Here is a 23,108-nt window from a genome sequence, read left to right on the forward strand (position 1 = left end):
TTCATTGCGTCAAAGCGTTATCTTTGCGGTAGAATTTAGACATACTTATATATAATTCAACTATGAAATTTGGAGTAGTAGTTTTTCCAGGCTCTAACTGTGACGACGACGCCGTGTTTGCCTTACAGCACAACCTGGGGCAGGAGGTAGTTAAGCTATGGCATAAAGACCACGACCTGCAGGGCTGTGACCTGATTGTACTACCGGGCGGATTCTCGTACGGTGATTACCTGCGCTCGGGAGCTATCTCCCGCTTCTCGCCCATCATGAACGAGGTCATTCAGCACGCCAGGCGTGGCGGGTACGTACTGGGTATTTGCAATGGCTTCCAGATCCTGTGCGAAGCCGAGCTGACACCTGGTGTATTGCTACGAAATAATGGTCAGAAATTTATCTGCCGAAACGTGCATCTGAAGCCCCAGACTAACAACTCCCTGCTGACCAGTGGACTGGAGCTGGACCGGGCTTATAAAATTCCCATTGCGCACGCCGAAGGAAGGTACTTTACCGATGCGGATTCTCTCAAGCGCCTCAATGACAATGATCAGGTCTTGTTCCGGTACTGCGATGAGAACGGTGCTATCACCGAAGCCGCTAATCCGAACGGCAGCCTGGATAACATTGCCGGTATCTGTAACGAAGGTCGTAATGTATTCGGTATGATGCCCCACCCGGAGCGCGCTGCCGACTGCGCCCTGGGTAATACCGACGGTAAGTTAATCCTGGAGCAGGTACTTACTGTGTTGGTGTAGCTTTTAGCTATCAGCCATTTGGTGTTAGCTAAAAGCTTTATTACGTCATATAACAGAAGAGGGTGAAACGATATCGTTTCACCCTCTTCTCATTTTAATACTAAATATTTATATCTAAAAAAGAAACTAAGAGCTAACTACTAAGAACTAACAGCTACCTAAGATCCACTACCTCTACGCCGGGGTACTGCTTGGCGTTGAAAGCGAAAAAGCTGTCGGCTACATTGACGTTGGGCTGGAAGTTATCTACTTTATAGGTAACGCGCTGCCCATTCTTCTGGAAAATCTTCCAGCTCTTGATCGACTTATCGGCCTTATTTACCTGAATCTCTACCTTGGATACCTGACTGTTCTTATTCGCAGTAGGGGTTAGCTCTACTAGTTCATACGTCTGTCCACCCTCCTTTACTTCTTTCAGGAAGTTATACTTAAATCCAGTCTTGTAAGCGGTGTAAATCTTGGTGGGGTCCAGTCCACCGGCTTCGTTAGGGTCAAAGTCCTGAATGTTTACCTCGTTGGTTTCCTTAATATAGGTAGCCATGGTAGTACCATCGTTAAATATTTCCTGTCCGGCCATGGTCAACCGAAACTTGGTACCCTTTACCGTAGCGTCGCCTTTCATGGCCTTTCCTCCTTCGGGCGAGTAGGTAAAGGCCGCCTTGAACGACTTCATGTTTTTATACTTGTTACTCATCGCATCCAGAATTGCAGCGGCTTTTTTGTCATTCTGAGCCAGCGTGGGGTTGGTAACCGCGGTCAGTAACCCGGCCACTACCAGCACTACTACTACCATTGTTCTTTTCATAATATACTGTATTAATTGCTAAACGTAATTCTTACTGGGGGCACCCCTGCTTTGGTTAACAGGTCTGGAACTTGGACAAACAAAAGACTATGAGGTTTAACGCAGTAGTATCCTTACTTGTTCCCAATTGAATAGGTGCGGTGGTGTACTAGGCAATAGCCATACTCTTGATATGCTGCTCGAGGCTCTCCAGATCGTGAAAAAGAACATCGCGCGCTTTGCTACCGGTAAACGGCCCTACTACTCCGATTACCTCCAGCTGGTCCATGATACGGCCGGCCCGGTTGTAGCCCAGCTTCATTTTGCGCTGAATCAGCGAGGTACTTCCCTGCTGGTGCGTCACAATGAGACGGGCAGCCTCGGCGAGTAGCTGGTCAAAGTCTTCCACGTTTACTTCGCTGCGTCCTTCGCCACCGTCTTCGCCTTCGTACTCCGGCAGGGCGTAAGCCTCTTCGTACCCCCGCTGACTTCCGATAAAATCACAAATATCCTCAACCTCGCGGGTATCAATAAAGGGGCACTGCAGGCGCACAATATCGGAATTGATAGCCAGCAGCATATCGCCCTGCCCGACCAGTTGCTCGGCTCCGCCCGTATCCAGGATGGTACGGGAGTCGATACTGGACGTAACCCGGTACGACAGGCGGGCCGGAAAGTTGGCTTTGATCAAACCCGTAATAACCTTGACCGAGGGGCGCTGCGTAGCCAGTACCAGGTGAATACCTACCGCCCGGGCCAGCTGCGCCAGGCGGGCAATGGGCGTCTCAACTTCCTTGCCCGCGGTCATCATCAGGTCAGCCAGCTCGTCAATTACCAGTACTATGTAGGGCAGGAAGCGGTGCCCCTTCTCCGGGTTCAGGCGGCGCTGAACAAACTTGGCGTTGTACTCTTTGATATTACGTACCGCCCCTTCCTTCAACAGATCGTAGCGGTTATCCATCTCAATACACAGCGAATTCAGGGTATAGATTACCTTTTTAGTATCGGTAATAATGGCTTCTTCGCTGTTGGGTAGCTTGGCCAGGAAGTGGCGTTCCAGCTTATTGAACAGGGTAAGTTCTACCTTTTTGGGGTCTACCAGTACAAATTTCAGCTGGGAAGGGTGCTTCTTATAAATCAACGAAGCCAGAATGACGTTCAGCCCCACGGACTTTCCCTGTCCGGTTGCTCCGGCCATAAGCAGGTGGGGCATTTTAGCCAGGTCGGCAATATGGATTTCGTTGGAGATGGTCTTACCCAGTACTACCGGCAGGTCGTAGTTTACTTTCTGAAAGCGTTCGCTGCCCAGTACCGAGCGGATAAATACGGTTTCGCGGTTTTTGTTAGGTACTTCAATTCCAATGGTACCCCGGCCCGGCATTGGGGCGATAATTCGGATACCCAACGCCGCCAAACTCAGCGCAATATCACCTTCCAGGTTTTTTATTTTGGAAATACGTACCCCTGCTTCGGGGATGATTTCGTACAGCGTAACGGTAGGCCCGATGGTCGCTTTTATCTTGTCAATATTAATCCCGTAGCTCCTCAGCGTATCAACGATACGGGTTTTGTTACCTTCCAGCTCCTCCTGCGACACCTTTTCCTGCTGGCTTTCATTGATTTCGTTCAGCAGCGCCTCGGTCGGAAACTGGTACTTGGGCAGGTCAATGGTGGGGTCGTAGTACCCGGCCTCGCGCAGAATTTTTTCACTGATATCTTCCTCGTCGTCGTCCGGGGGCAAAGCCAGCGGGGGCATATCGTCTACTTCCAGAATCAGCGGGGGTTCGGAAGGGGTAGTGGTACGGTCAAGCATAAATAGCTCACGAATTTCCTCCTCCGGATCTTCTACTCCCGGCTTCTCGATTACTATGGACGCCTCTTCCGGCGAGGCGTCGCCCGACGAAGCATCGCCCGGCAAAGCGTTGCCCGACAAAGCGTTGTCCGGCTCCTCATCGTAGTGGTATTCTTCCAGGGGGCGATAGGTGTTAGCCGCTTCCGGCTCAGCTGCGTAGTCCGCAGACGCGTAGTCGGCAGACGCGTAGTCGGCAGACGCGTAGTCGGCTAACCCGCTATCCGCAGCAGGAGCAGGTACCACGGGAGTATGTTCCTGTCCCTGCGGCTGGACTGAGGGCTTCTTTTTCAGGTCCAGCGAGGTAACATCGTAGAAATACACCACCCACAGAAATAGTACAAAGGCGATGGCCAGAATACTTCCCCAGCGCAGTATACCAAACAGCAGCGTGTTGGCTTCGTAACCAACCCCCCCCGAAAGAAAACTAAGGCTTTGTTCGGTACCACTCATAAGTACCACGTAGCCCATCAGGACGCTAACCCAGAGGGTATAAAAGACTACCTCCTTGGTCGTGCGGGCCAGGGGCAGCAACTCGGTGCCGAACACCAGCTTCCAGCCCGCAAGAAAAGGTACCAGCGGCAGCGCCAGCGCCGCCACCCCAAACCAGCGGTAGACAAATATGTGTGAAGCCGTAGCACCGAACAACCCCAGGGCATTGCGGGTTTGGCGGCCCGCTTCCCGCAGGGGCTCCTGCCCCAGGCCGTCTACCACGCTTTGGTCGGCGGTACCGGTAAAAATATAGGAAAGAAAAGCGATTTCGAGCAGGGAGCCGATCAGCATAAAGAACACGCCCCAGGCGAGTGAGCTTTTGGGATTGGATACGAGTCCCTCCCAGCTCAGTGACAACTGAAACCCGGATGGCTTCTCCTGCTTTTCCTTAGGGCGATATGAATTTCCTCGGGGTGTTTTTTCGGGCATTGTAACGGTAATGGTTTACAATTTTCTTCTTCAGTCGAAACGTCTTTTCAAGAGCGGGGCTCATTCGCCGCAACCAGGGCTTTGCAGATGCGTCGGGCCAGGCCCGGTCCTTCGTAGATAAAACCGGTATATACCTGAACAAGAGAGGCCCCGGCCTGTATTTTTTCGAGGGCGTCGGAAGGAGAAGCTATTCCTCCCACACCTAGGACGGGGAAAGCATTCTCCGATTTAGTACAAATATAACGAATTACCTCCGTTGAACGGTATCGAAGTGGCTGTCCGCTTAGTCCACCGGCCCCAATTTTTTCCACGTCGGCCACCGATGTCTCCAATCCCTTCCGTACAATAGTGGTATTGGTCGCAATCACGCCCGCAATCTTTGTCTCTTTCACAATATCAATGATATCATCCAGCTGGCTCAGGTTTAAGTCAGGGGCTATTTTCAAAAAGATTGGCTTTGCTTTGGATTGGGCCAGATTAAGTACCTGAAGTTCGCGCAGCAGGTGCGTCAGGGGTTCTTTCTCCTGCAGGTCCCGCAGGCCCGGCGTATTGGGTGAACTAACATTGACCACAAAGTAGTCCACTACTTCGTATAGTTCCTTATAACAAGTTATGTAGTCGTCCAGCGCCTGCTCGTTGGGCGTTACTTTATTTTTTCCAATGTTGCCCCCCACCAGTATGTCCGACTTCCGGCTTTTGAGCCGGGCGGCTGCTACCGCTGCTCCTTTATTATTAAACCCCATTCGGTTAATCAGCGCCCCGTCGGCCTTCAGACGGAACAGCCGCGGCTGGTCGTTGCCGGGTTGCGGGCGGGGGGTAACGGTACCTATCTCAACGTAGCCAAAACCCAGAGCAGCCATTTCGTCGACGAGTTCGGCGTTTTTATCAAAGCCCGCCGCCAGCCCAACCGGGTTCCGGAAACGCAGTCCGGCTACTTCCTGCACCAGCGAAGGATGCTCGTAGGTATAGAGCCTGCGTAGTAAGCCGGGTACCAGCGGCAGCCGGTAAAAGAACCGCAGGGCATCACACACAAAATAATGAACCTGCTCGGCATCAAACAGAAAAAAGAGGGGTAACAGCAGACGTTTGTACATAGCGCAAAAATAGAAGGTTCCGGCTAGGAGGAAACCATTCAACGGGTATTTATTTTTAGTCTGCGGCCGGGGGTTGAGGACTAAAATATTCCATCTCTTTTACCAGCAGTGCCTTAGTTGTATCGCCTCGGGCACCGCCAGTTTAAAGCCCGGTTTATGGCTCCGGCAGGTACTTTTGCAAAATGTTTCCCACTTGTTTTGGCTCAAAATTTAGCAAATGGTTAACTTGCTACAAAAACAACTCCTGCTTCGAAATAAAAGAATAAGAAACTGATTGTCCTCCATGAAAAGAACGTTGACTCCCCCTGTTGCGGTACAGGCCCAGCCAAGCCGGCTGACAAAACTGGGTGTGGTGGCTCTGCGCTGGTCCGGTACGCTGCTGGTTACTACCGTTTGGGCCAGTGCCTGTTTGTTTGGTTTGTATATTCTGGCGTTTTACGCCGCCGCCCTGTACCAGGATAATATGGAGCGCTGGAACGAAGTACTACCCGGCCTGTATGACAAAGGTTCGGTTGCCACTACCTCCGGCATCGGCTTACACTTTGCCATGGGGGGTATCATACTTATCCTGGGGAGCATTCAACTGATAGGTAGTATACGGGAGCGGTGGCCGGTGGTACACCGCTGGATTGGCCGCGTGTATGTACTGGCTTCGCTGCTGGCCGCGGTGGGAGGGCTCCTGTTTATTGCGCTTAAAGGTACCATTGGCGGGCTGGTCATGGACCTGGGTTTTGGGTTGTACGGGGTACTTATGCTGGTAGCCGCTATGGCAACCTACCGCTACGCGAGGGCCGGACAACTAGAAAAACACCGGGCCTGGGCGCTGCGCCTGTACGCACTGGCTATCGGGTCCTGGCTTTACCGCATGGACTATGGTTTCTGGTTTTTCTTTACGGGGGGCGTGGGGCACGCTGACAATTTCAGTGGTCTGTTTGATAACATCATGGCCTTCTTTTTTTATATTCCCAATTTGCTGGTAGCCGAAGCCTTCATCCGGGCCCGTAGCTATGCTGCCTCTCCGGCCCTTAAAATTGTAGCTTCCCTGGTGCTGCTGTTGGCCACTTCATTTCTGGTGTTAGGTACCTATTTCTTTACCCTGCACTACTGGGGACCGGCTATTCTGAAGTGGGTAGCAAGTACCTGATAGGATAGCTTTAACTAAACTTTACATTATTTAAAGAATATAGAACTACGCATTTCGGCCTCCGACTGGACCGAAGGCGGCTGGACGGCGGATGACTCCGTGGCGCTGGCCCGGGAACTGAAAACCTGCGGCGTGGACCTGGTCGATTGCTCTTCGGGCGGCAATGTAGCCAAAGCCCGTATACCGGTCGGTCCGGGGTACCAGTTGCATTTTGCCGAGCAGATTAAGAAAGAAGCCAATATCAAAACGGCGGCCGTGGGCATGATAACCGGAGCCGCTCAGGCCGAAGAAATCATAGCCGACGGAAAGGCCGACCTGGTGTTTCTGGCCCGGGAATTCCTGCGCGACCCTTATTTTCCGCTACACGCCGCCCGGGAGCTGGGTGCGGATGTACCCTGGCCGGTGCAGTACGAGCGGGCGAAGCAGTAGCAGTACTTTTATAAAGTGCAGGCAGCGTTGGAAAAGTACCTCCCGACGCTGCTTTGATTAATTTACAACTACCTTGGTAAAGAGCAAGATCTGCACACTCCTTCCAAAAAAAGGCTTGTACATTTGTATCAGAAAATGAACATCAGTCAGCCATGATCAAGGAAGTACTTACGCATATCACGCACCACCTGGACGAGGAAATCTCGCTGCAAGACCTGGCTCAGCTGTGCGGGTACTCGCCCTACCACCTGCACCGCCAGCTTAAACAGGAGCTGCAGGTACCAATCGGGAGCTTCATCAAGCGCCAGCGCATGGAAAAAGCGGCTTACCTGCTGTCGCTAACGCAGATTCCCGTGGCGCAGATCCGGGAAATGGTGGGCTATTCCGACGACAGCGCCTTCAGCCGGGCGTTCAGGGATATTAAGCAATGCTCCCCCACCCAGTACCGTACCGCCAACCTGTTCCGGGACAGCCTTCGGGCACAGGAGGGTTACGTGTCGCTGGCCGCCCGTACTACCACCCTACCCGACCAGCGGGCCATCGTATTCCCCAGCTTAGGTGATTACTTCTCAAAAGATATATACAAGGTATGGCAGGATGTGAAAGCGTATATAAGAGCCGCCGGAGTAAGTGAAGACAGCTTTGAGTACTACGCCGTGTTTTATGGGTGCCAGAATGTAAGTGCCGGCCCGAACCGCTACGATGCAGCCATAGTACCCAGGCCCGGTGTACAGTTATCCCCCGATAAATTTTTTGAGAGCCGGTTACCAGAGGGCCGCTTTGCCTGCTACACCTTCTGCTGTCCGGTGGCCGAACTTAAGAAAACGTCCCTGCTCATCAATAAGCATTTTTTTGGTCAGCCGCAGTGGCACCATCGGGAAGGGGTATCCTATTTTAAATTTCACCACCTCCCCGACCCCCAGCACCCTGACAACCAGCTAACTACCTGGCTACTACCCATTAGTTAAGTACTCCTGTTTCCCGCTATCGCTACTTACCCAGAAATGTAAGCAGGAAGTACTTTGCCCCTATTTTTATAAAAAAATACAACTAGTTATAATCAATCTTTAACAACCAAATAACTCAAAAGCCATGATGAATCTTTCAGCTTACCTCAACCGGGTCAACTACCCAAGTACTCCCTCTGTATCCACCGAAACCCTTACGGGTCTGCACCGCGCCCACACCCTTACGGTACCCTTTGAGAACCTGGACGTGATTCGGAAGGTACCTATCCGGCTGGACCCACAGCGGTTTTATATTAAAATAGTCGAAAACAACCGGGGTGGCTTCTGCTACGAGATGAATGGTCTCTTTAAGCAGGTACTTGACGAGATCGGATTTGAGTCCTGGTTTATTTCCTGCAATGTGTACGTACCTGCGCTGGATATTTACGGTACCGACTACGGCCACGTAGCCCTGATTACCCGGGTGGATGAAGAACTGTACCTGGTGGATGTGGGGTTTGGGGATGCGTTCATTGAGCCGCTTAAACTGGACTTTGCTCTTCCCCGGTTGCAGTATGGTACCTGGTACCGCTTCACTCAGCTACCCGACGAAGAAGTACTGCTGGAAAAGTCAGCGGATGGCGAAAACTACACTAGAATGTTTAAATTTAAACTCACGCCCCGCGCGTTCTCCGAGTTTGCAGAGCTGTGTCAGTTCCATCAGGTGGCACCGCAGGCCCCTTTCAATAAGCAGCCGCTCTGCTCCCGCCCTACCCCCGAGGGGCGTATTACGCTGACGGGTACCTCTCTGACTATTACCAAAAATGGGATAAAGCAGGAGGAAGTTGTCCAGTCGGAGGCCGAATTTGACGAGAAACTCATGGAGTACTTTGGCATCTCACGGGAAGCCGGAGCCACAGTACCTGCCTAAGCTTACCAAAAAGAAAAATCCCTGAAACCCAGCTATACAGCCCGGCGCTGCCTCACCAAGGCAGCGCCGGGCTGTATAGCTATTGGCGGCTGCTACCCGCAGCCGCCGCCCCGGCCTGCTCACCTTCAGTCTTTGCGCCGAAGTACCTGCATTTGTAACAGAATGGTCTGTACAAAGTGTTTATATACGTGTAGCTTTACAGAAATGTCATTCTAATTGAAAGTACATACCGCTATTCCTTTCGGCCATGACCTTATACGAGCAAGTAACCCAGCAGGAGCTGCACCAATGGCAGCAAAAGATGCAGAAGCACCCCTCGGCCGCTAACCGGCTAGCCAAAGCTTTCCAGAGCCGTATCAACCGCTTTATTCCCGATAAAGTACACCAGGCGGTTACGGCGGCTATCAAGCAAATGACCCGGGCGGTCCTGTACGGAGCTGGCTTTACGACCCGCACGCCCGCCACCGACGCTTCTCTTCAGACGCGGGAAGTAGCCGTACGGGAACGCATTGATTTTTATAAAAAAACTGGCGCTACCGAAGGCGCCCTGACCGGAGCGGGAGGATTCTGGCTGGCGCTGGCCGATTTTCCACTCCTGCTTGGTATCAAAATGAAGATGCTTTTCGAAATAGCATCCCTCTACGGCTACTCTGTTGACGACTACCGCGAGCGGCTCTTTATCCTCCATATTTTCCAACTGGCTTTTTCGAGTCAGGAGCGCCGCCGTGAAGTATTTAAGCAAATAGAAAACTGGGATGCGCAAAGCAGGTACCTGCCCGAGGACATCAATCAGTTTGACTGGCTCACCTTTCAGCTCGAGTACCGCGACTACATTGACCTGGCCAAGATGGCCCAACTGATACCGGGAGTAGGGGCGGCGGTGGGGCTGGTGGTCAATTACCGGCTCATCAACAGCCTGGGTACTGTGGCCATGAATGCCTACCGGATGCGCTGGCTGGAAGCAAAGGCAAAAGAAGAAAAGCTGCCTCCTCCACCCGAGAGAAAGCAGCTTTAACCATAAAGTACCTGCTTAACCGCTTTACACGGCTTATTTTTCTTTTAGAATAGAAATAGAATTAATACAAAACCGGAGGCCCGACGGCGGTGGCCCGTCCGGAAAGACGTGCCCCAGGTGCCCGTCGCACACGTTACACATTACCTCCACCCGCCGCATACCGTAGCTGGTATCCTGCTCGTACTTGATCGCATCCTGCGACACGGGTTCCGTAAAGCTGGGCCAGCCCGTACCCGACTCAAACTTAACGGTAGAGTCGAAAAGCGGGGTACCGCAGCAGCGGCAGCCGTAGAGGCCGGGGTCGTGGCTCTGGCAGTACTCACCCACAAAGGCCCGTTCGGTACCTTTTTGGCGGGTCACGTAGTATTCTTCCGGCGAAAGCAACGCTTTCCATTCGGCTTCGGTCTTTTCTACCCGGCGCGGTGGCTCGGGGTTTCCTTTGCTGGCGTAGTCCAGCACATCATTCCAGTTCATATTATTTACACTTCTTTTTAGTATCCAAATAAAGTTAAAGTCACAACACCTAATCGAAGGCTTCGGTTTTGAAACTGAAAAACAGGCTGGCTAAGCATCCAATTTCTGAGTGGCAACGACTGACTTTGGGTGGATGCGGGGCAGTACTTTGCCAAAAAGAGGGAAGCGCTCAGGTACCCGCAAGGAGCAGGTACTTTGAATTGCCCTACCGGGAAGGAAACCAAGAGACTCGGTCGCTACCCCTGAATAGTATCAAAGTAAAATATTATCTTGGAAAAGCCCTATTGGTCTTTCTTTTTTTACATTTTTTTAAAACTGGCAGGTATATCAGGAAAAGATACTCCCTTATCTATTTTATATTTATAAAAACTATATGGTACCAAACAAAGTATACATTTAGGGCTGGATCGGGAGGAGGAAAAATGGGTACTTCGGGTTGGGCGAAAAATGTAACCACCTATAAAAATACAATTATCGTGAAAATGGGATTAAAGGTCTTCGGACTGGTAGGAGCTTTGATAGTAGCCGTGCCGGCTATTGGTGCAGTAGCTGACAACGGGAAGGTATCCCACAGGGAAAGTCGTAAGGATCAGGGAAAGATTCTTGGCAAAGTAGTAGAAGGAAACGGAAAAGACACCCCGGCCAGTTTTGCCACCGTAGCCCTGCTTCGTCCCGACTCGACCGTTATCAGCGGTACAATGGCCGATGAAAACGGCGTATTTTTAATTCCGGAAGTAGCGCCCGGCAACTACCTGCTCCGGATTACGCTGATGGGCTACGACACCCGCTTTGTCCCTAATGTCAACGTGGCCACCGAAGCCAGCACCACCGACTTGGGTATAATCCCGTTGACCTCGGCGGTCCAAAGCCTGAATGAGGTGGTAATCAGGGGAGAAAAAACCATGATCGTCAACGATATTGATAAGAAAATAGTCAACGTTGGCAAAGATCTGCTCGCTACCAGCAACAACGCCAGCGAGATTCTGGAAAAGGTACCCTCGGTATCGATGGACGAAAACGGGAATCCCATGCTGCGCGGTAAGGGCAATGTAGTGGTACTGATTGACGGCAAACCCTCAACCCTCTACGGCAATGATCTTCCTACTGTTCTGCAGTCGTTTCCGGCCGAGCTGATTGAGCGCATTGATGTCATGACTACCCCCTCGGCCAAGTACGAAGGCGAAGGTGCCTCGGGCGTGATTGATATTATTACCAAGAAAAGCCGAATCCGGGGTACCAACGGCAGTATACGGGCCAGCCTTGCCAACGACTGGAACAGCAATGCCTCGGGCTATATTAATTACAAAGCTGGAAAGTGGGCGCTGAGGGCTTCCGGAAACGCCCAGAACCGGGTGTGGATGTACCGCCGCGCGCTGGAACGGGAGAATTTTTTGGGCGAAACCCCCACCCTGCTGGAACAATCCGGTACGGGCCGGGACCGCAACCAGGACCTGTTTGGCCGCCTGGGCGTCAACTACGACATCAACGACAAAAACAGCCTGGGGCTTTCGTTCAATATTTCCAGAGACAACCGGTTCAACAACAGTTTCAACCACAACGAAACACGCCTGCCCAACGGGGAGATCATCCAGCAGTTTGACCGTATTTCTAATGGTAACTCTCACGGTAACAACATCAATGCTAACTTCGATTACCGCCGGGTGTTCAGCGATAACGACCACGTACTGACCTTTACGGCCAACTACTCCGAAGGTGCGTCGGAAGGCTACTCGGAATTTGACCAGCGCAGTGACGAGGAAGAACTGGCCCGCCGCCAGAGAAACCTGCGCGACAATAACCGGAAATCGCTTTTTTTGAATACCGACTACAGCTGGCCGGTCACTACCCGGGCTACGCTGGAAGTTGGGGTTCGGTCCCGTCTGAACAGCCGTCAAAGCAACAATGCCTTCTATACCTTTGACCCCTATAACGAGCTTTATTCCCAGAACCTGGACGCCAGCAACCGCTTTGGGTACTCCGATGCCATTCATACCGGCTACATGACCTTTACCCAGAAGAGCGATCTGTGGGGAATCCGGGGCGGACTGCGGCTGTCGGATGCTACCCAGAACATCAATCAAATAAGCCGCCAGCAGGCTTTCTCGGTCCATTTCCTGAACCTGGTACCTTCGCTGGCCCTGACCCGCAAACTGGACGACGAATCGCAGCTCAAGCTCAACTACAGCCGCCGCGTGCAGCGCCCACAGGCCGACTGGCTCAATCCGTTCACTGATATCTCTGACCCACGAAATATCCAGAGTGGCAACCCCAACCTGCGTCCGGAATTTACGCACAAAGCCGAGGTAGGGTACTCCAGTTATGAGCAAAAAGGAGGCTGGGGGCCTTCCCTGTTTGCCGACTATTCCAATAACGCTATTACCCGAATTCGTACCATTGATGAAGCGGGTATTTCCTACACGCAGTTTGCCAACGTAGGCCGGGAGCTTGCCTATGGTTTTGAAACGGATGTATCGCACCAGCTCGGGGAAAAGGTCAAGGTCAACGCCAGCGGAAGGGTGTTCAGGAGCGAGGTGGTGTCGGCTGCGGCCAATATTGACAGCCGCATCTGGACGTACTCGGGCAACCTCAATGCTTTCGTGCAGTTGCCTTACAACGTTCGGGCCTCGGCTTACCTCAACTACGACGGCCCGCGGGCCATAGCTCAGGGAACACGGCAGGGGGTATTTGTGGCCAACATGGGGGTCCGTAAAGATCTCCTGGACCGGAAGGCCACGCTGTCGCTCAATATGCAGGACTTGCTGCTGTCGCGAATTTATAAGAATGAACTCCGGACCGACAACTACATACAGAACTCGCTCTGGCAGCGTACCAACCGCTACGTAGGCCTGACTTTCCAGTACAAGTTTGGCCGGATATCGGCGGATGCCAGCGGCGACGACGCCTGATCCGTATGTGCAGGTACTGTCACCTAATACAACAAAACAGCCTCGGGATAACCCCGAGGCTGTTTTTGCTTTACAAGCGTACAGCTACCTATCCCGTTACTGGGTCATGGCTGCCAGCAGGTCGGCCTGGGTGATAATATGGACCCGATTGCTCTCGTCACGTACCAGCAGTGCTTTATTCTCCCGGTCAATGAGCGAAGAAAGGGTATCTACAGTACTATCCAGCGCCACAAACTTGAAGGGCTTGTCCATGACTTCCTCCACCTTGCGCTGCCGTACCTCGGGGTTCTCGATGAGGCGGTGCAGGATTACCGAGTCGGTCAGGCTTCCTACTACGTCTCCACTTCCGTCCAGGACCGGAATCTGGGAAATTCCTTCGCGGTTCAGCAGGCTGATGGCTTCGCCAACCACGGTACCCGTTGACACCGTCAGCAGGTTAGCCTGCCCGTTTTTCCGGTGTACAATGTCGCGTGCGGTAGCGAAGGTACGTTCCAGAAAGCCGTGGTCTTTCATCCAGGTGTCGTTGTATACTTTGTTGAGGTAGCGGGTACCGTGGTCGGGCAGGATAATAACCATCACGTCGTCTTCGGTCAGGTGCTCGCGGGCGTACTCCAGCGCACCGTGTACCGCCGACCCGCAGCTCCACCCCACAAAAAGCCCTTCTTCGCGCGCCAGACGGCGGGTCATAATGGCCGAATCCTTATCCGTTACCTTTATGACGTGGTCTATCACATCGAAGTCTACGTTCTTGGGCAGGATATCTTCTCCGATGCCTTCCACGAGGTACGGGAATATTTCTTTTTCGTCGAAGATGCCGGTTTCTTTATATTTTTTGAAAACGGAGCCGTAGGTATCAATTCCGATGTTGACTACCTTCTGGCTCTGCTCCTTGAGGTACTTACCGATACCGCTTATGGTACCTCCGGTGCCCACTCCCGTAACAAAGTGCGTGATACGGCCGTCGGTCTGCTGCCATATTTCCGGCCCGGTAGTTTCATAGTGGGCAATGGAGTTGGAAGGGTTGTCGTACTGGTTGGGATAAAACGAGTTGGCAATATCCTGGTTCAGTTTTCGTGCTACTGAGTAGTAGCTGCGCGGGTCTTCGGGCACCACGTTGGTAGGGCACACCACTACCTCCGCTCCTACCGCCCGCAGGATATTGATCTTCTCCTGCGACTGCTTATCAGCCATGGTAAAAATACACTTGTACCCTTTGGCAATAGCGGCCAGCGCCAGGCCCATGCCGGTATTCCCGCTGGTACCCTCTATGATGGTACCGCCCGGCTTAAGTACCCCATCCCTTTCGGCGTCTTCAATCATTTTGACGGCCATCCGGTCCTTGACTGAGTTACCGGGGTTGAAGTACTCCACTTTGGCCAGGATGGTACCCTTTATTCCCTTGTTAACCCGGTGCAGCTTCACAAGAGGGGTATTGCCAATGGTATCTATAATGGAATTGTAGTACTGCATAGTCTTTTAGAGTTAAGGTTGCTCTTCTGCTTTCCTAACTTTCAGGAGGTACCTGTTGTTAGAATCCGCCCTGGGTATTTTGTTTTGACAACTACTCCTTCCGTATTAAACCTTTTCCTTTTTTTCTTGTCAAAAAAAGGCTTGACAATTAGCTGGAACAATTTTAGTATACAGATAGTAGTATATAGCAAGCTGTATTTTTACAGTGAACAATAGCTGCTTCTATACTTCTATATTTGTTCTTTGCCGAAATCGTCAATGCATCCCGTGGCGATACTCGTTCCTCGGATAATTCATTAATAGTAAGTAAGCTAAAACAAAAACCATGAAAAAAAACATCGGAATTCTGCTGGTCATCCTCCTGACCACCTCCCTTTCGTTCGGACAAGCCCAAATGTCGGTTGACTCCATCTTTTCCCGGTACTATGCAGCCACCGGGGGCGAAGCTTTGTGGGATGGATTGAAATCCTATTCTATGAAGCAGTCCTACCGTTCCAACTCTTCTGCCGATTATGACGCCGAGGTATACGTGTCGCTACCGGAGAAGGCCATGCACAAGTCCAAGATCATCCTGAAACGCAATTTTGTTTATGCGGTAAAAGGCAACGAAGGCTGGCTGAAAATCCCACTGGGCAGCTACGACAAAGTAGCCAACTACCAGGTAAAGGACCTGAGCTCCGGCGAGCAGGAAAACATGAGGATGGAAATGTATGATCTGCTGGTGCCCTTTATCAACTTCAATGACCGGGGCTATATTGCTACCTTCGTAGGGCAAGAAACCCTGAACGGCAAGAAGGTCAATCAGGTAGAGCTTCAGGGAAAAGGTGTCAAATATAACCTGTATTTTGACGATGCTACCGGCCTGCTGGTACGGGAGAAAAAAGCCCTGCCCGGGGAGGAAATCGTCAGTGAGTACTCGAACTACAAAAAGTGCAGCTACGGTATTATGTACCCGGGCACCACGGTAGAAACCAGCTCAAAAGATAAAAAATCGGTTACGGTCACTTCTTCGCTTACCGTTAATGAAGCCATAAATCCGGACTATTTTAAAAGATAAAAATGACTTATTACCCCCGTACTTCATCCGACAGCGAGGTACGGGGTTTAGCATAGTGTATGAGAAAAGCTGTAACCGTACTGGCTATTATTTTTCTGGTTCTCATTGTACTGGTGGGGGCGCTGTTCTGGGGTTTACAAACGCCCGCCGGACAGAACTTCCTGACCAAACAAGCCAACTCATACCTGCGCAAAAAACTACAGACCCGGGTTGACATCAATAAAATCCGGTTTGACATTCCCGATTGGATTACCCTGGAAGGGGTATATTTTGAAGACCAGCAGGGCGATACGCTGCTATCCGGTGAGCGCCTCTACGTGAATCTGGACATGCTGGGGCTTATTAAGGGGAACATCGGAATTAATCAGGTGGAGCTGGAAGGTTTGCGCGTCAAGATTAACCGCACCCTGCCCGATACCACATTCAACTTTCAATTTATTGTTGACGCCTTCGTCACCGACGCCCCCGCTACACCCGCCGACACGGCGGCCACTCCTCTCGAAATGCGGCTCGACGAACTTAACCTGCGGCGGGTATATCTCACCTACCGGGATGCTATTGTCGGTACGGATGCGGAAGCCAATATCAACTCAGCCCAGGTACTTTTTGCCGCGTTTAATCCTACCCGCTCCCTGTACCATCCCAGCCGGTTTACTATGAACGGAGCCCGGGTTGACATGCGGATGTACGAGCCGCTGGTACCCCCGGTTTCTGACCCGGAAGATCAGGTCGACACGCTTGACCTGAACGTGGGGGACGTGAATATACGGAATTTTAAATGGGGCTATACCGACGAAGTAGCCGGTATTACCAACGGCATTGATCTGGGACGGCTGGAAGGTCGGATTGAAAAGATTTACCTGGATGGTCAGCAGGCAGACCTCCGCAATGTACTGCTTGAAAACACCTCTACCTACGTTGAGTTTGCCGCCCGTCCTGCCGCGGCCGAGCCCACCGGTACTACTACTTCTGACGCGGCCGATACCAGTTCAGCGGGGGGGTGGAAAGTACGGGTGGGAGAGATAAAACTTACCAACAATGCCCTGCGGTACGACGACTTCAACGAACCCCGCCAGCCCCGTGGCATTGACTTCGCCCACCTGGACGTTCGCAATTTTACGACCGATATTTCTGATTTCGTTTTTAGACCTGACAACATTTCCGGGAAGCTGGAACGCATGGCCTTTCAGGAAAAAAGTGGTTTTACCCTCCAGCAGCTGCGCACCGATTTTGCCTACGCGGCCCAGCAGACTTACCTGCGCAACCTTTACCTGAAGACTCCCAACTCAGTACTGCGCGACGAACTGGTACTGCGCTACCAGAGCCAGGAACAGCTTGCTGAAAATCCCGGAAATGTACAAGTCCGGCTGCGGCTTCTGAACAGTCAGCTGGCCTTTAGGGATATACTTACGCTGGTACCTGACCTGGCCGATGTACCTCCGTTCAACAAAAATCCGAACGCTTTTATTGCCGGTACCGGTCTGGTTACGGGTACGGTCGATAACCTGCTCGTCTCTAACGCCGATTTCCGGACGCTATCCGGTACTCGTCTGGCCCTGAACGGCCGTATCCGGGGCCTACCCGATACCGACCGGCTGGCCCTGGATGTCAATATTGAGAACCTGTCGTCGACCCGGACTGATCTGCTGCAAATGATTCCTGACGGATCAGTACCTACTTCCATTGAGCTGCCGGAACGGGTAGAGCTTAAAGGTCAGGTACGGGGTACCCTCGCTGACCTGAACATGGATGCAACCCTGACCACCTCCCTGGGTACCGGCTCATTTGAAGGAAACATTCAGAACGCTACCAACCCGGAACAGGCCCGCTACAACGGCCGGCTAGGGTTTACTGACTTTGATATGGGCCGGTTCCTGAAGCAACCTCCCGAAGAACTGGGCAAAATTACGCTGAATACCCAGCTACAGGGACAGGGTTTTGACCCGGCTACTATGCAGGCCCGCGTTGATGGTACCGTACAAAGTGCTTCTCTCAAAGGGTACGTGTACAACGACCTGACTTTGGCGGGCAACATCAACAATGGTAATGTTGACTTTGAAGCCAACTTACAGGACCAGAACATAGCGCTGCAGATAACCGCCAACGCGGATATTTCTCAGGAGTACCCTACGGTGCAGGCCAACGCCGTTGTAGAGCGCCTGAACCTGCAGGCGCTGAACCTGTACTCCGACGATGTACGCCTGCGGGGCCGAATAGATGTGGACCTTACTTCTACCAACCCCGAAAATCCGTTGGGGATAATCAGTGCCAACCAGCTGGTGATTACCAACGAAGGACAGCCCATTACCATTGACAGCCTTAACCTGCTGCTCCGCAACGACGCGGGAGTCCGGGAGGCCATCCTGTATTCGCCTTTCCTGAAAGCCCGGATGAGCGGGGAGTTCAGCTATCCGCAGTTGGGGAACATAGTATTTACCGAAGTCAATAAGTACTTCACGATTTCGGATACCGCCTACACCCCCATCACGACTCCCTATAACCTGCAGATTGACGCCCGTATGGCCAATCACCCGGCCCTGCAAACCTTTGTACCGGAGCTAAACCAGATGGATACCGTGCGGCTGACGGCCCGGCTCAGCAACCAGACCGACACTACCCTTACGGCCAGCCTGGTAGCACCCCTGGTTGAGTACGATACCATACGGGTTGAAAACGCTTCGCTGGACATAGCGGGCGCCAACGGCGAAGCCCGCTTTGCCGGACGGGTAGGTGAACTGCACTACAATGACTTCCGGGTGCGCCGGGCCTTCCTGGACGGCGACGTAGCCAATAATAATGTGGTATTTGACTTTGCCGTAAAAGACTCGACCGACGAGAACCGACACGCCGTGTCGGGGCGGCTGGCGTATGCCAATGAGCAGTACCGCTTTCACCTGCGCGAAGGTTTGCTGCTGGACTACCGCGCCTGGCAGACCGACTCTACCGGCTTTATCCAGTACGGCCCCAACGGGATACTGGCTCAGGATTTTTCCATTAGCCGAACGGGTCAGCGGTTGTTGATAAACTCTACTACCGACCAGCCCAACGGCCCCATCCGTGTTGAAGCTGATAGTATAGCCATCAGCCCTTTCATAGCACTGGCCACTCAGGACACTACCCTGGCGTCAGGTACGCTTGATGGCAATATCCTGCTGAGCAACTACATGGAATCACCCGCCTTTACTGGAGATTTTCTGGTGAATAACCTGAGCTTCATGGAAATTCCCATTGGTACGCTTAACGTACAGGCGTCCAATGAAACCGCTAAAAGAATCCAGGTGGAGGCCAGCCTGCAAAGCCAGCAGAACGACGTAGCCCTGACGGGCTACTACCTGACCGAAGGGCCTAATCCACTCCACTTTACAATGGATATTGAGCGGCTGGGCGCGAAGACCATCGAAGCCTTCAGCTTTGACCAGTTGCGCCGGGCCCGCGGGGCTTTGGTGGGGCAAGTCACCATTGAAGGCAGTACCGACAGCCCCGTCCTGAACGGCCAGATTGGGTTTGACAGTGTAGCCTTCGAAGTCGCTCAGCTGGGTGCCTTGTATACCATCCATCAGAACCAGATTCAGATGCAGGGCCAACAAGTCGTGTTTAACAAATTTGTAATAAAAGATTCGCTGAATAATAACCTGGAAGTAAACGGAACGGTAAGTATTAAAAACATCCCGGACGTAGGGTATAACCTCACCGTTGATGCCACCAACTTTACCGTACTGAACGCCAGCCGCCGCCAAAATGAAATGTTTTACGGTAACGGAGCCATTGATACCCACATCAATATTAAAGGTGTTGGTACTGAGTCTATCATTGATGGTACCGTAAAGCTGCGGCCGGGAAGCGATATTACCATACTACTGCCCGACGATGCCGCCGGAGCCCAGTCGACCGAGGGGGTAGTCAGGTTCGTGGATAAGAGTGCCCCCAATGAGCAGGAAGCCGATACAACGGTAGTTGATACTGGCCTACAGGTAGACTTTGCCTCTGAGCTTTCCCTCAACCTGGAAGCGACCGACGAGTCGCAGCTGACCATCATCGTTGACGAGCTGAACGGAGATAATCTGCAGGTACGGGGAAATGCCCAGTTGAATACGGGTATCGCCCCGAACGGCCAGCTGTATCTGGTGGGGCTTTATGAGCTTTCGGAAGGCTCTTATGACCTGACCTTTCAGGTGTTAAAAAGAGAATTTTCTATTCAGCGGGGAAGCCAGTTGCTCTGGACCGGCGACCCCATGAAAGCCGAAGTTGATATCACCGCCGTATATACAGTCAATGCCGACCTGGAACCCCTGGGGCCAGCGGGAGTCAAATATGGTAAAGTACCGCTGGATGTACTTCTCAAAATGCAGGGAAACCTGTCCAATCCGCTCATCAGTTTTGACATTGACGTAGCCTCCAATGTTCCGGAAGAAACCACCACCCAGATTCAGAATGATAATCTGTTTGGAGAACTGGAGAATAATACCGCCGAAATGAACAAGCAGGTATTTGCCCTGCTGGTGCTGAACCGCTTCATGACTGACCAGGGTAGCAGTAGTAGCGGGGGCTTTAACGCCGAGGCGCTGGCTCGCCAAAGTGTCAGCCAGTTGCTTAGTGAGCAGCTCAATATGCTGGCCACCAATTTTGTTCAGGGGGTCAATCTTAACTTTGACCTGAATTCAACCGCCGAAGGCTCCGCCGCCCGCACCGATTTGAACGTAGGCCTTAGCAAGGCATTCCTCGACGACCGGCTTACGGTATCGGTAGGGCGAAACTTTGAACTTGAAAACAATACTACTGCCGCGGCTTCCAACGAGATATTCGACAACCTGGCGGTCAACTATGCCCTTTCCAAGGACAGACGCTACCTCGTGCGGGTTTATCGAAAAAACCAGTATCAGGCGGTTCTGGAAGGGTTTGTAATTGAAACCGGGGTGAGCTTTATTGTCAATCTGGACTATGATCAGTTTCGGGATTTGTTTCAAAAGAAAAACCAATGAGACCTATCGCACACTACATACTACTCCTTTTGGTTGGACTACTCCTGGGAAGCTGTTCGGTCAGCCGTTATCTGCCTCCCAACGAGAGTCTGTACGTAGGTGGTAGTGTTAAGGTTGAGCCCGATTCGGCCGCCCGCAATCAGGTATCAGGCCTGGAAGACCAGCTGGAGGGGCTGCTGCGTCCCAATCCGAATAAGACCTTGTTCGGCTTTCCCTATAAAGTCTGGCTCTACTACGTAATTGGTGAACCCAAGCGGGAAAATGGTTTCCGGAGCTGGTTCAGAAACAAGCTCGGCGAACCGCCGGTATTTGTCACGCCACGTATTGTAGCTACCAATTCACAAATCATGGAAGCCTACATGGGCAACATTGGGTACTTCCGGTCTACGGCAACGGGGCAGCTGGTCGATAAAAAAAACCAGACCGCAAAGGCAGAATATACGGCCTTCGTGAAGCCAAGGTACTATATCAATGAAATAAACTTTGTGGTTCATGACAGTAGTGAGTTTAGCAAAAACCTGCTCGAAAGTGAGAAAAAAACACTGTTACGGGTTAACGACCCCTATCGTTTTGAAATTATTGAAGCCGAACGCCAGCGGATTGACCAGTTCCTGAAAACCAAAGGGTACTACTATTTCAGCCCTGACTACCTCATCATGGAGGTAGACTCCACCATCGGGGAGCACAAGGTGAATTTGTACCTGCAACCAAAGCTCACGACTCCCCAGACCGCGCTTAAGCAGTACTACATCAACGAAATTTACGTCTACGCTGACTATGACGCACCCTCACCGGATACCCTGCCCAGTCTGTCGCGGTTACGCCGGGGACTTCATATTGTAGACAAAGAGCGAACCTTCAAGCCCCGGATATTTGATGATGCCATTGGGTTTCAGACGGGCATGCGCTACAACAGCGAAATGCACGACGTATCCCTTTCGCGGCTAACTAACCTCCGAAACTTTAAGTTTGTCAAGAACCGTTTTGAGCTGATTCCCCGCTCCGACTCCGCCCTCCTGAATGTATATTACTATCTGACCCCTTTGCAGAAGAAGTCACTGCGTACCGAGCTGAGCGGTGTAACAAAGTCCAATAACCTGGCTGGTACCCAGGTCAGCCTGACCTGGAGTAACCGCAATGCTTTCCGCGGCGCCGAACAACTGCGCCTGACCAGCAACGTAGGCCTCGACTTCCAAGTAGGTGGGGGAAGCCGCAACCTGGGCAATGACTTCGTACGATTCAACAATCAGGGGGAACTATCATTCCCTCGTTTTCTTATTCCTTTTTTCAAGTATGACCCCGTAGCAAACCAGGCTCTCCCCAAGACGATCCTGACTGCCGCCTACGAAACACTAAGACAGAAGGGCCTTTACACCCAGACTTCCGCCCGCACCCAGTGGGGGTACGTCTGGCAGCGCAACTCCGAAGTGGAGCATTCGCTTACCCCCTTTGGCATTAACCTGATCCGCCCTACTAATATCACGGAAGCCTTTGTTGATTCGATATTCACTAGCAAAAACCCACAAGACATTCTGCGCTTTCTCCGAATTACTGAGAACCGGCTCATCCTCGAATCGCTGTATACCATTTCGTACCACCCTACTCCCAAGCCCTACACCAGGCACCGGTTCCTGCTCAATGGGGGTATCAACCTGGCGGGTAACCTGGCGGGCCTCATTGTCAGAAACGGTCGCGAAGATAGTGAGGTCAGAGGTCAGATATTTGACATACCCTACGAGCAGTTTGCCCGGTTTGACGGGGAAGTACGCTACTACCTCGACCTGTCGCCCAAAATGCGCCTGGCCAACCGATTTATTGGTGGCCTGGGTATACCTTATGGCAACTCGTTGGCATTACCCCAATTCAAGCAGTACTTTGGGGGAGGTAGTACCGGTATCCGCGCCTTCCGCGCCCGTACGCTGGGACCGGGCGCCTACCAGGCCGACTCCGTTACACGATCAATATTTGGGAATAATTCTTTTGGAGACATTCGGCTCGAAGCCAATACCGAACTCCGGTTTGACATTACCTCCATCATTGAAGGAGCCGCCTTCGTTGACGCCGGTAATATCTGGAACTACCGCAATGATGAAAATGGATACCACGGACCAGAGTCGGTATTTACCAAAGAATTCTACAAGCAGATAGCCGTGGGGGGTGGAGTAGGCCTTCGGCTGGACTTTACGTACCTGGTACTCCGGCTCGACCTGGCTACGCCTTTCCGAAAGCCCTGGTACACCCGGCTCCCGAACAAAGAAAACGCGTGGGTATTCGACGAATTTAATTTTCGCAGCAAAGCCTGGCGTCAGGAAAACCTGGTGCTGAATATAGCGGTGGCGTATCCGTTTTAGAAGCG

The 23,108-nt window shown here is 52.1% G+C and carries 14 protein-coding genes and 1 pseudogene; 10 read left to right on the forward strand and 5 right to left on the reverse strand.

Annotation, left to right across the window (positions count from 1 at the left end; genetic code table 11):
- Positions 1-62: 62 nt before the first annotated feature.
- Entirely contained in the window at positions 63-752 is a 690-nt protein-coding gene (gene purQ, locus VGN67_RS09135) for a phosphoribosylformylglycinamidine synthase subunit PurQ (protein WP_327486502.1), read from the forward strand.
- A 154-nt stretch (positions 753-906) separates the two neighbouring features.
- Here the strand turns inward: purQ and VGN67_RS09140 are convergent, their stop codons facing one another.
- The 3 genes from VGN67_RS09140 to VGN67_RS09150 form a co-directional block, all read right to left on the reverse strand.
- Positions 907-1,557 carry an outer membrane lipoprotein carrier protein LolA gene (locus VGN67_RS09140; protein ID WP_327486503.1) on the reverse strand — a complete coding sequence of 217 codons (651 nt, stop codon included), beginning with the start codon at positions 1,555-1,557 and terminating at the stop codon, positions 907-909.
- A 148-nt stretch (positions 1,558-1,705) separates the two neighbouring features.
- Positions 1,706-4,306 (reverse strand): FtsK/SpoIIIE family DNA translocase, encoded by a 2,601-nt coding sequence (locus tag VGN67_RS09145; RefSeq protein WP_327486504.1) that lies wholly within the window; start codon positions 4,304-4,306, stop codon positions 1,706-1,708.
- 47 nt (positions 4,307-4,353) lie between these two features.
- The gene (locus tag VGN67_RS09150) at positions 4,354-5,400 is read right to left on the reverse strand and encodes a quinone-dependent dihydroorotate dehydrogenase (protein WP_327486505.1); all 1,047 of its coding nucleotides are present in this window, start codon (positions 5,398-5,400) and stop codon (positions 4,354-4,356) included.
- Positions 5,401-5,683: 283 nt separating this feature from the next.
- Between VGN67_RS09150 and VGN67_RS09155 the strand changes: the two genes are divergently transcribed.
- The 5 genes and pseudogenes from VGN67_RS09155 (at position 5,684) to VGN67_RS09175 (ending at position 9,866) form a co-directional block, all read left to right on the forward strand.
- Positions 5,684-6,544: a DUF2306 domain-containing protein gene (locus VGN67_RS09155; RefSeq protein ID WP_327486506.1), complete on the forward strand. Its 861-nt coding sequence runs from the start codon at positions 5,684-5,686 to the stop codon at positions 6,542-6,544.
- Positions 6,545-6,589: 45 nt separating this feature from the next.
- A pseudogene (locus VGN67_RS09160) lies at positions 6,590-6,973 on the forward strand (oxidoreductase); the annotation flags it as partial.
- A gap of 152 nt (positions 6,974-7,125) precedes the next feature.
- Entirely contained in the window at positions 7,126-7,941 is an 816-nt protein-coding gene (locus VGN67_RS09165) for a helix-turn-helix domain-containing protein (RefSeq protein ID WP_327486507.1), read from the forward strand.
- 124 nt (positions 7,942-8,065) lie between these two features.
- Complete coding sequence (locus VGN67_RS09170) at positions 8,066-8,851, forward strand: arylamine N-acetyltransferase family protein (RefSeq protein ID WP_327486508.1); 786 nt, start codon at positions 8,066-8,068, stop codon at positions 8,849-8,851.
- Between the two features lie 247 nt (positions 8,852-9,098).
- Positions 9,099-9,866: an EcsC family protein gene (locus tag VGN67_RS09175; protein WP_327486509.1), complete on the forward strand. Its 768-nt coding sequence runs from the start codon at positions 9,099-9,101 to the stop codon at positions 9,864-9,866.
- Positions 9,867-9,899: 33 nt separating this feature from the next.
- On the opposite strand, the gene msrB is transcribed toward VGN67_RS09175, so the two are convergent.
- On the reverse strand, positions 9,900-10,340 hold the full coding sequence (msrB, locus tag VGN67_RS09180) for a peptide-methionine (R)-S-oxide reductase MsrB (RefSeq protein WP_327486510.1): 441 nt from the start codon (positions 10,338-10,340) through the stop codon (positions 9,900-9,902).
- Between the two features lie 482 nt (positions 10,341-10,822).
- Between msrB and VGN67_RS09185 the strand changes: the two genes are divergently transcribed.
- Positions 10,823-13,246, forward strand: a complete 2,424-nt coding sequence (locus VGN67_RS09185) for a TonB-dependent receptor domain-containing protein (RefSeq protein WP_327486511.1) — start codon at positions 10,823-10,825, stop codon at positions 13,244-13,246.
- Between the two features lie 96 nt (positions 13,247-13,342).
- Here VGN67_RS09185 and VGN67_RS09190 read toward each other — a convergent pair whose 3' ends face one another.
- The gene (locus VGN67_RS09190; RefSeq protein ID WP_327486512.1) at positions 13,343-14,716 is read right to left on the reverse strand and encodes a cystathionine beta-synthase; all 1,374 of its coding nucleotides are present in this window, start codon (positions 14,714-14,716) and stop codon (positions 13,343-13,345) included.
- A gap of 325 nt (positions 14,717-15,041) precedes the next feature.
- Between VGN67_RS09190 and VGN67_RS09195 the strand changes: the two genes are divergently transcribed.
- Genes VGN67_RS09195 through VGN67_RS09205 form a run of 3 tightly spaced genes read left to right on the forward strand, consistent with a single transcriptional unit; the run spans position 15,042 to position 23,103 of the window.
- Positions 15,042-15,773, forward strand: coding sequence for a hypothetical protein (locus VGN67_RS09195; RefSeq protein WP_327486513.1), 732 nt, complete (start codon positions 15,042-15,044; stop codon positions 15,771-15,773).
- A gap of 59 nt (positions 15,774-15,832) precedes the next feature.
- A complete protein-coding gene (locus VGN67_RS09200; protein WP_327486514.1) occupies positions 15,833-20,752 on the forward strand; it encodes a translocation/assembly module TamB domain-containing protein in 4,920 nt (1,639 codons plus the stop codon).
- Positions 20,749-23,103 (forward strand): BamA/TamA family outer membrane protein, encoded by a 2,355-nt coding sequence (locus tag VGN67_RS09205; RefSeq protein WP_327486515.1) that lies wholly within the window; start codon positions 20,749-20,751, stop codon positions 23,101-23,103. The genes VGN67_RS09200 and VGN67_RS09205 overlap by 4 nt, the downstream gene beginning before the upstream one ends.
- Positions 23,104-23,108 lie beyond the last annotated feature (5 nt).

The sequence above is a fragment of the Telluribacter sp. genome (genome assembly GCF_035998675.1).
Classification (GTDB): Bacteria; Bacteroidota; Bacteroidia; order Cytophagales; family Spirosomataceae; genus Telluribacter.

Coding starts and splice junctions, on each gene's coding strand:
- purQ (WP_327486502.1), top strand. CDS start 63: ATGAAATTTGGAGTAGTAGTTTTTCCAGGCTCTAACTGTGACGACGAC.
- VGN67_RS09140 (WP_327486503.1), bottom strand. CDS start 1,557: ATGAAAAGAACAATGGTAGTAGTAGTGCTGGTAGTGGCCGGGTTACTG.
- VGN67_RS09145 (WP_327486504.1), bottom strand. CDS start 4,306: ATGCCCGAAAAAACACCCCGAGGAAATTCATATCGCCCTAAGGAAAAG.
- VGN67_RS09150 (WP_327486505.1), bottom strand. CDS start 5,400: ATGTACAAACGTCTGCTGTTACCCCTCTTTTTTCTGTTTGATGCCGAG.
- VGN67_RS09155 (WP_327486506.1), top strand. CDS start 5,684: ATGAAAAGAACGTTGACTCCCCCTGTTGCGGTACAGGCCCAGCCAAGC.
- VGN67_RS09165 (WP_327486507.1), top strand. CDS start 7,126: ATGATCAAGGAAGTACTTACGCATATCACGCACCACCTGGACGAGGAA.
- VGN67_RS09170 (WP_327486508.1), top strand. CDS start 8,066: ATGATGAATCTTTCAGCTTACCTCAACCGGGTCAACTACCCAAGTACT.
- VGN67_RS09175 (WP_327486509.1), top strand. CDS start 9,099: ATGACCTTATACGAGCAAGTAACCCAGCAGGAGCTGCACCAATGGCAG.
- msrB (WP_327486510.1), bottom strand. CDS start 10,340: ATGAACTGGAATGATGTGCTGGACTACGCCAGCAAAGGAAACCCCGAG.
- VGN67_RS09185 (WP_327486511.1), top strand. CDS start 10,823: ATGGGATTAAAGGTCTTCGGACTGGTAGGAGCTTTGATAGTAGCCGTG.
- VGN67_RS09190 (WP_327486512.1), bottom strand. CDS start 14,716: ATGCAGTACTACAATTCCATTATAGATACCATTGGCAATACCCCTCTT.
- VGN67_RS09195 (WP_327486513.1), top strand. CDS start 15,042: ATGAAAAAAAACATCGGAATTCTGCTGGTCATCCTCCTGACCACCTCC.
- VGN67_RS09200 (WP_327486514.1), top strand. CDS start 15,833: ATGAGAAAAGCTGTAACCGTACTGGCTATTATTTTTCTGGTTCTCATT.
- VGN67_RS09205 (WP_327486515.1), top strand. CDS start 20,749: ATGAGACCTATCGCACACTACATACTACTCCTTTTGGTTGGACTACTC.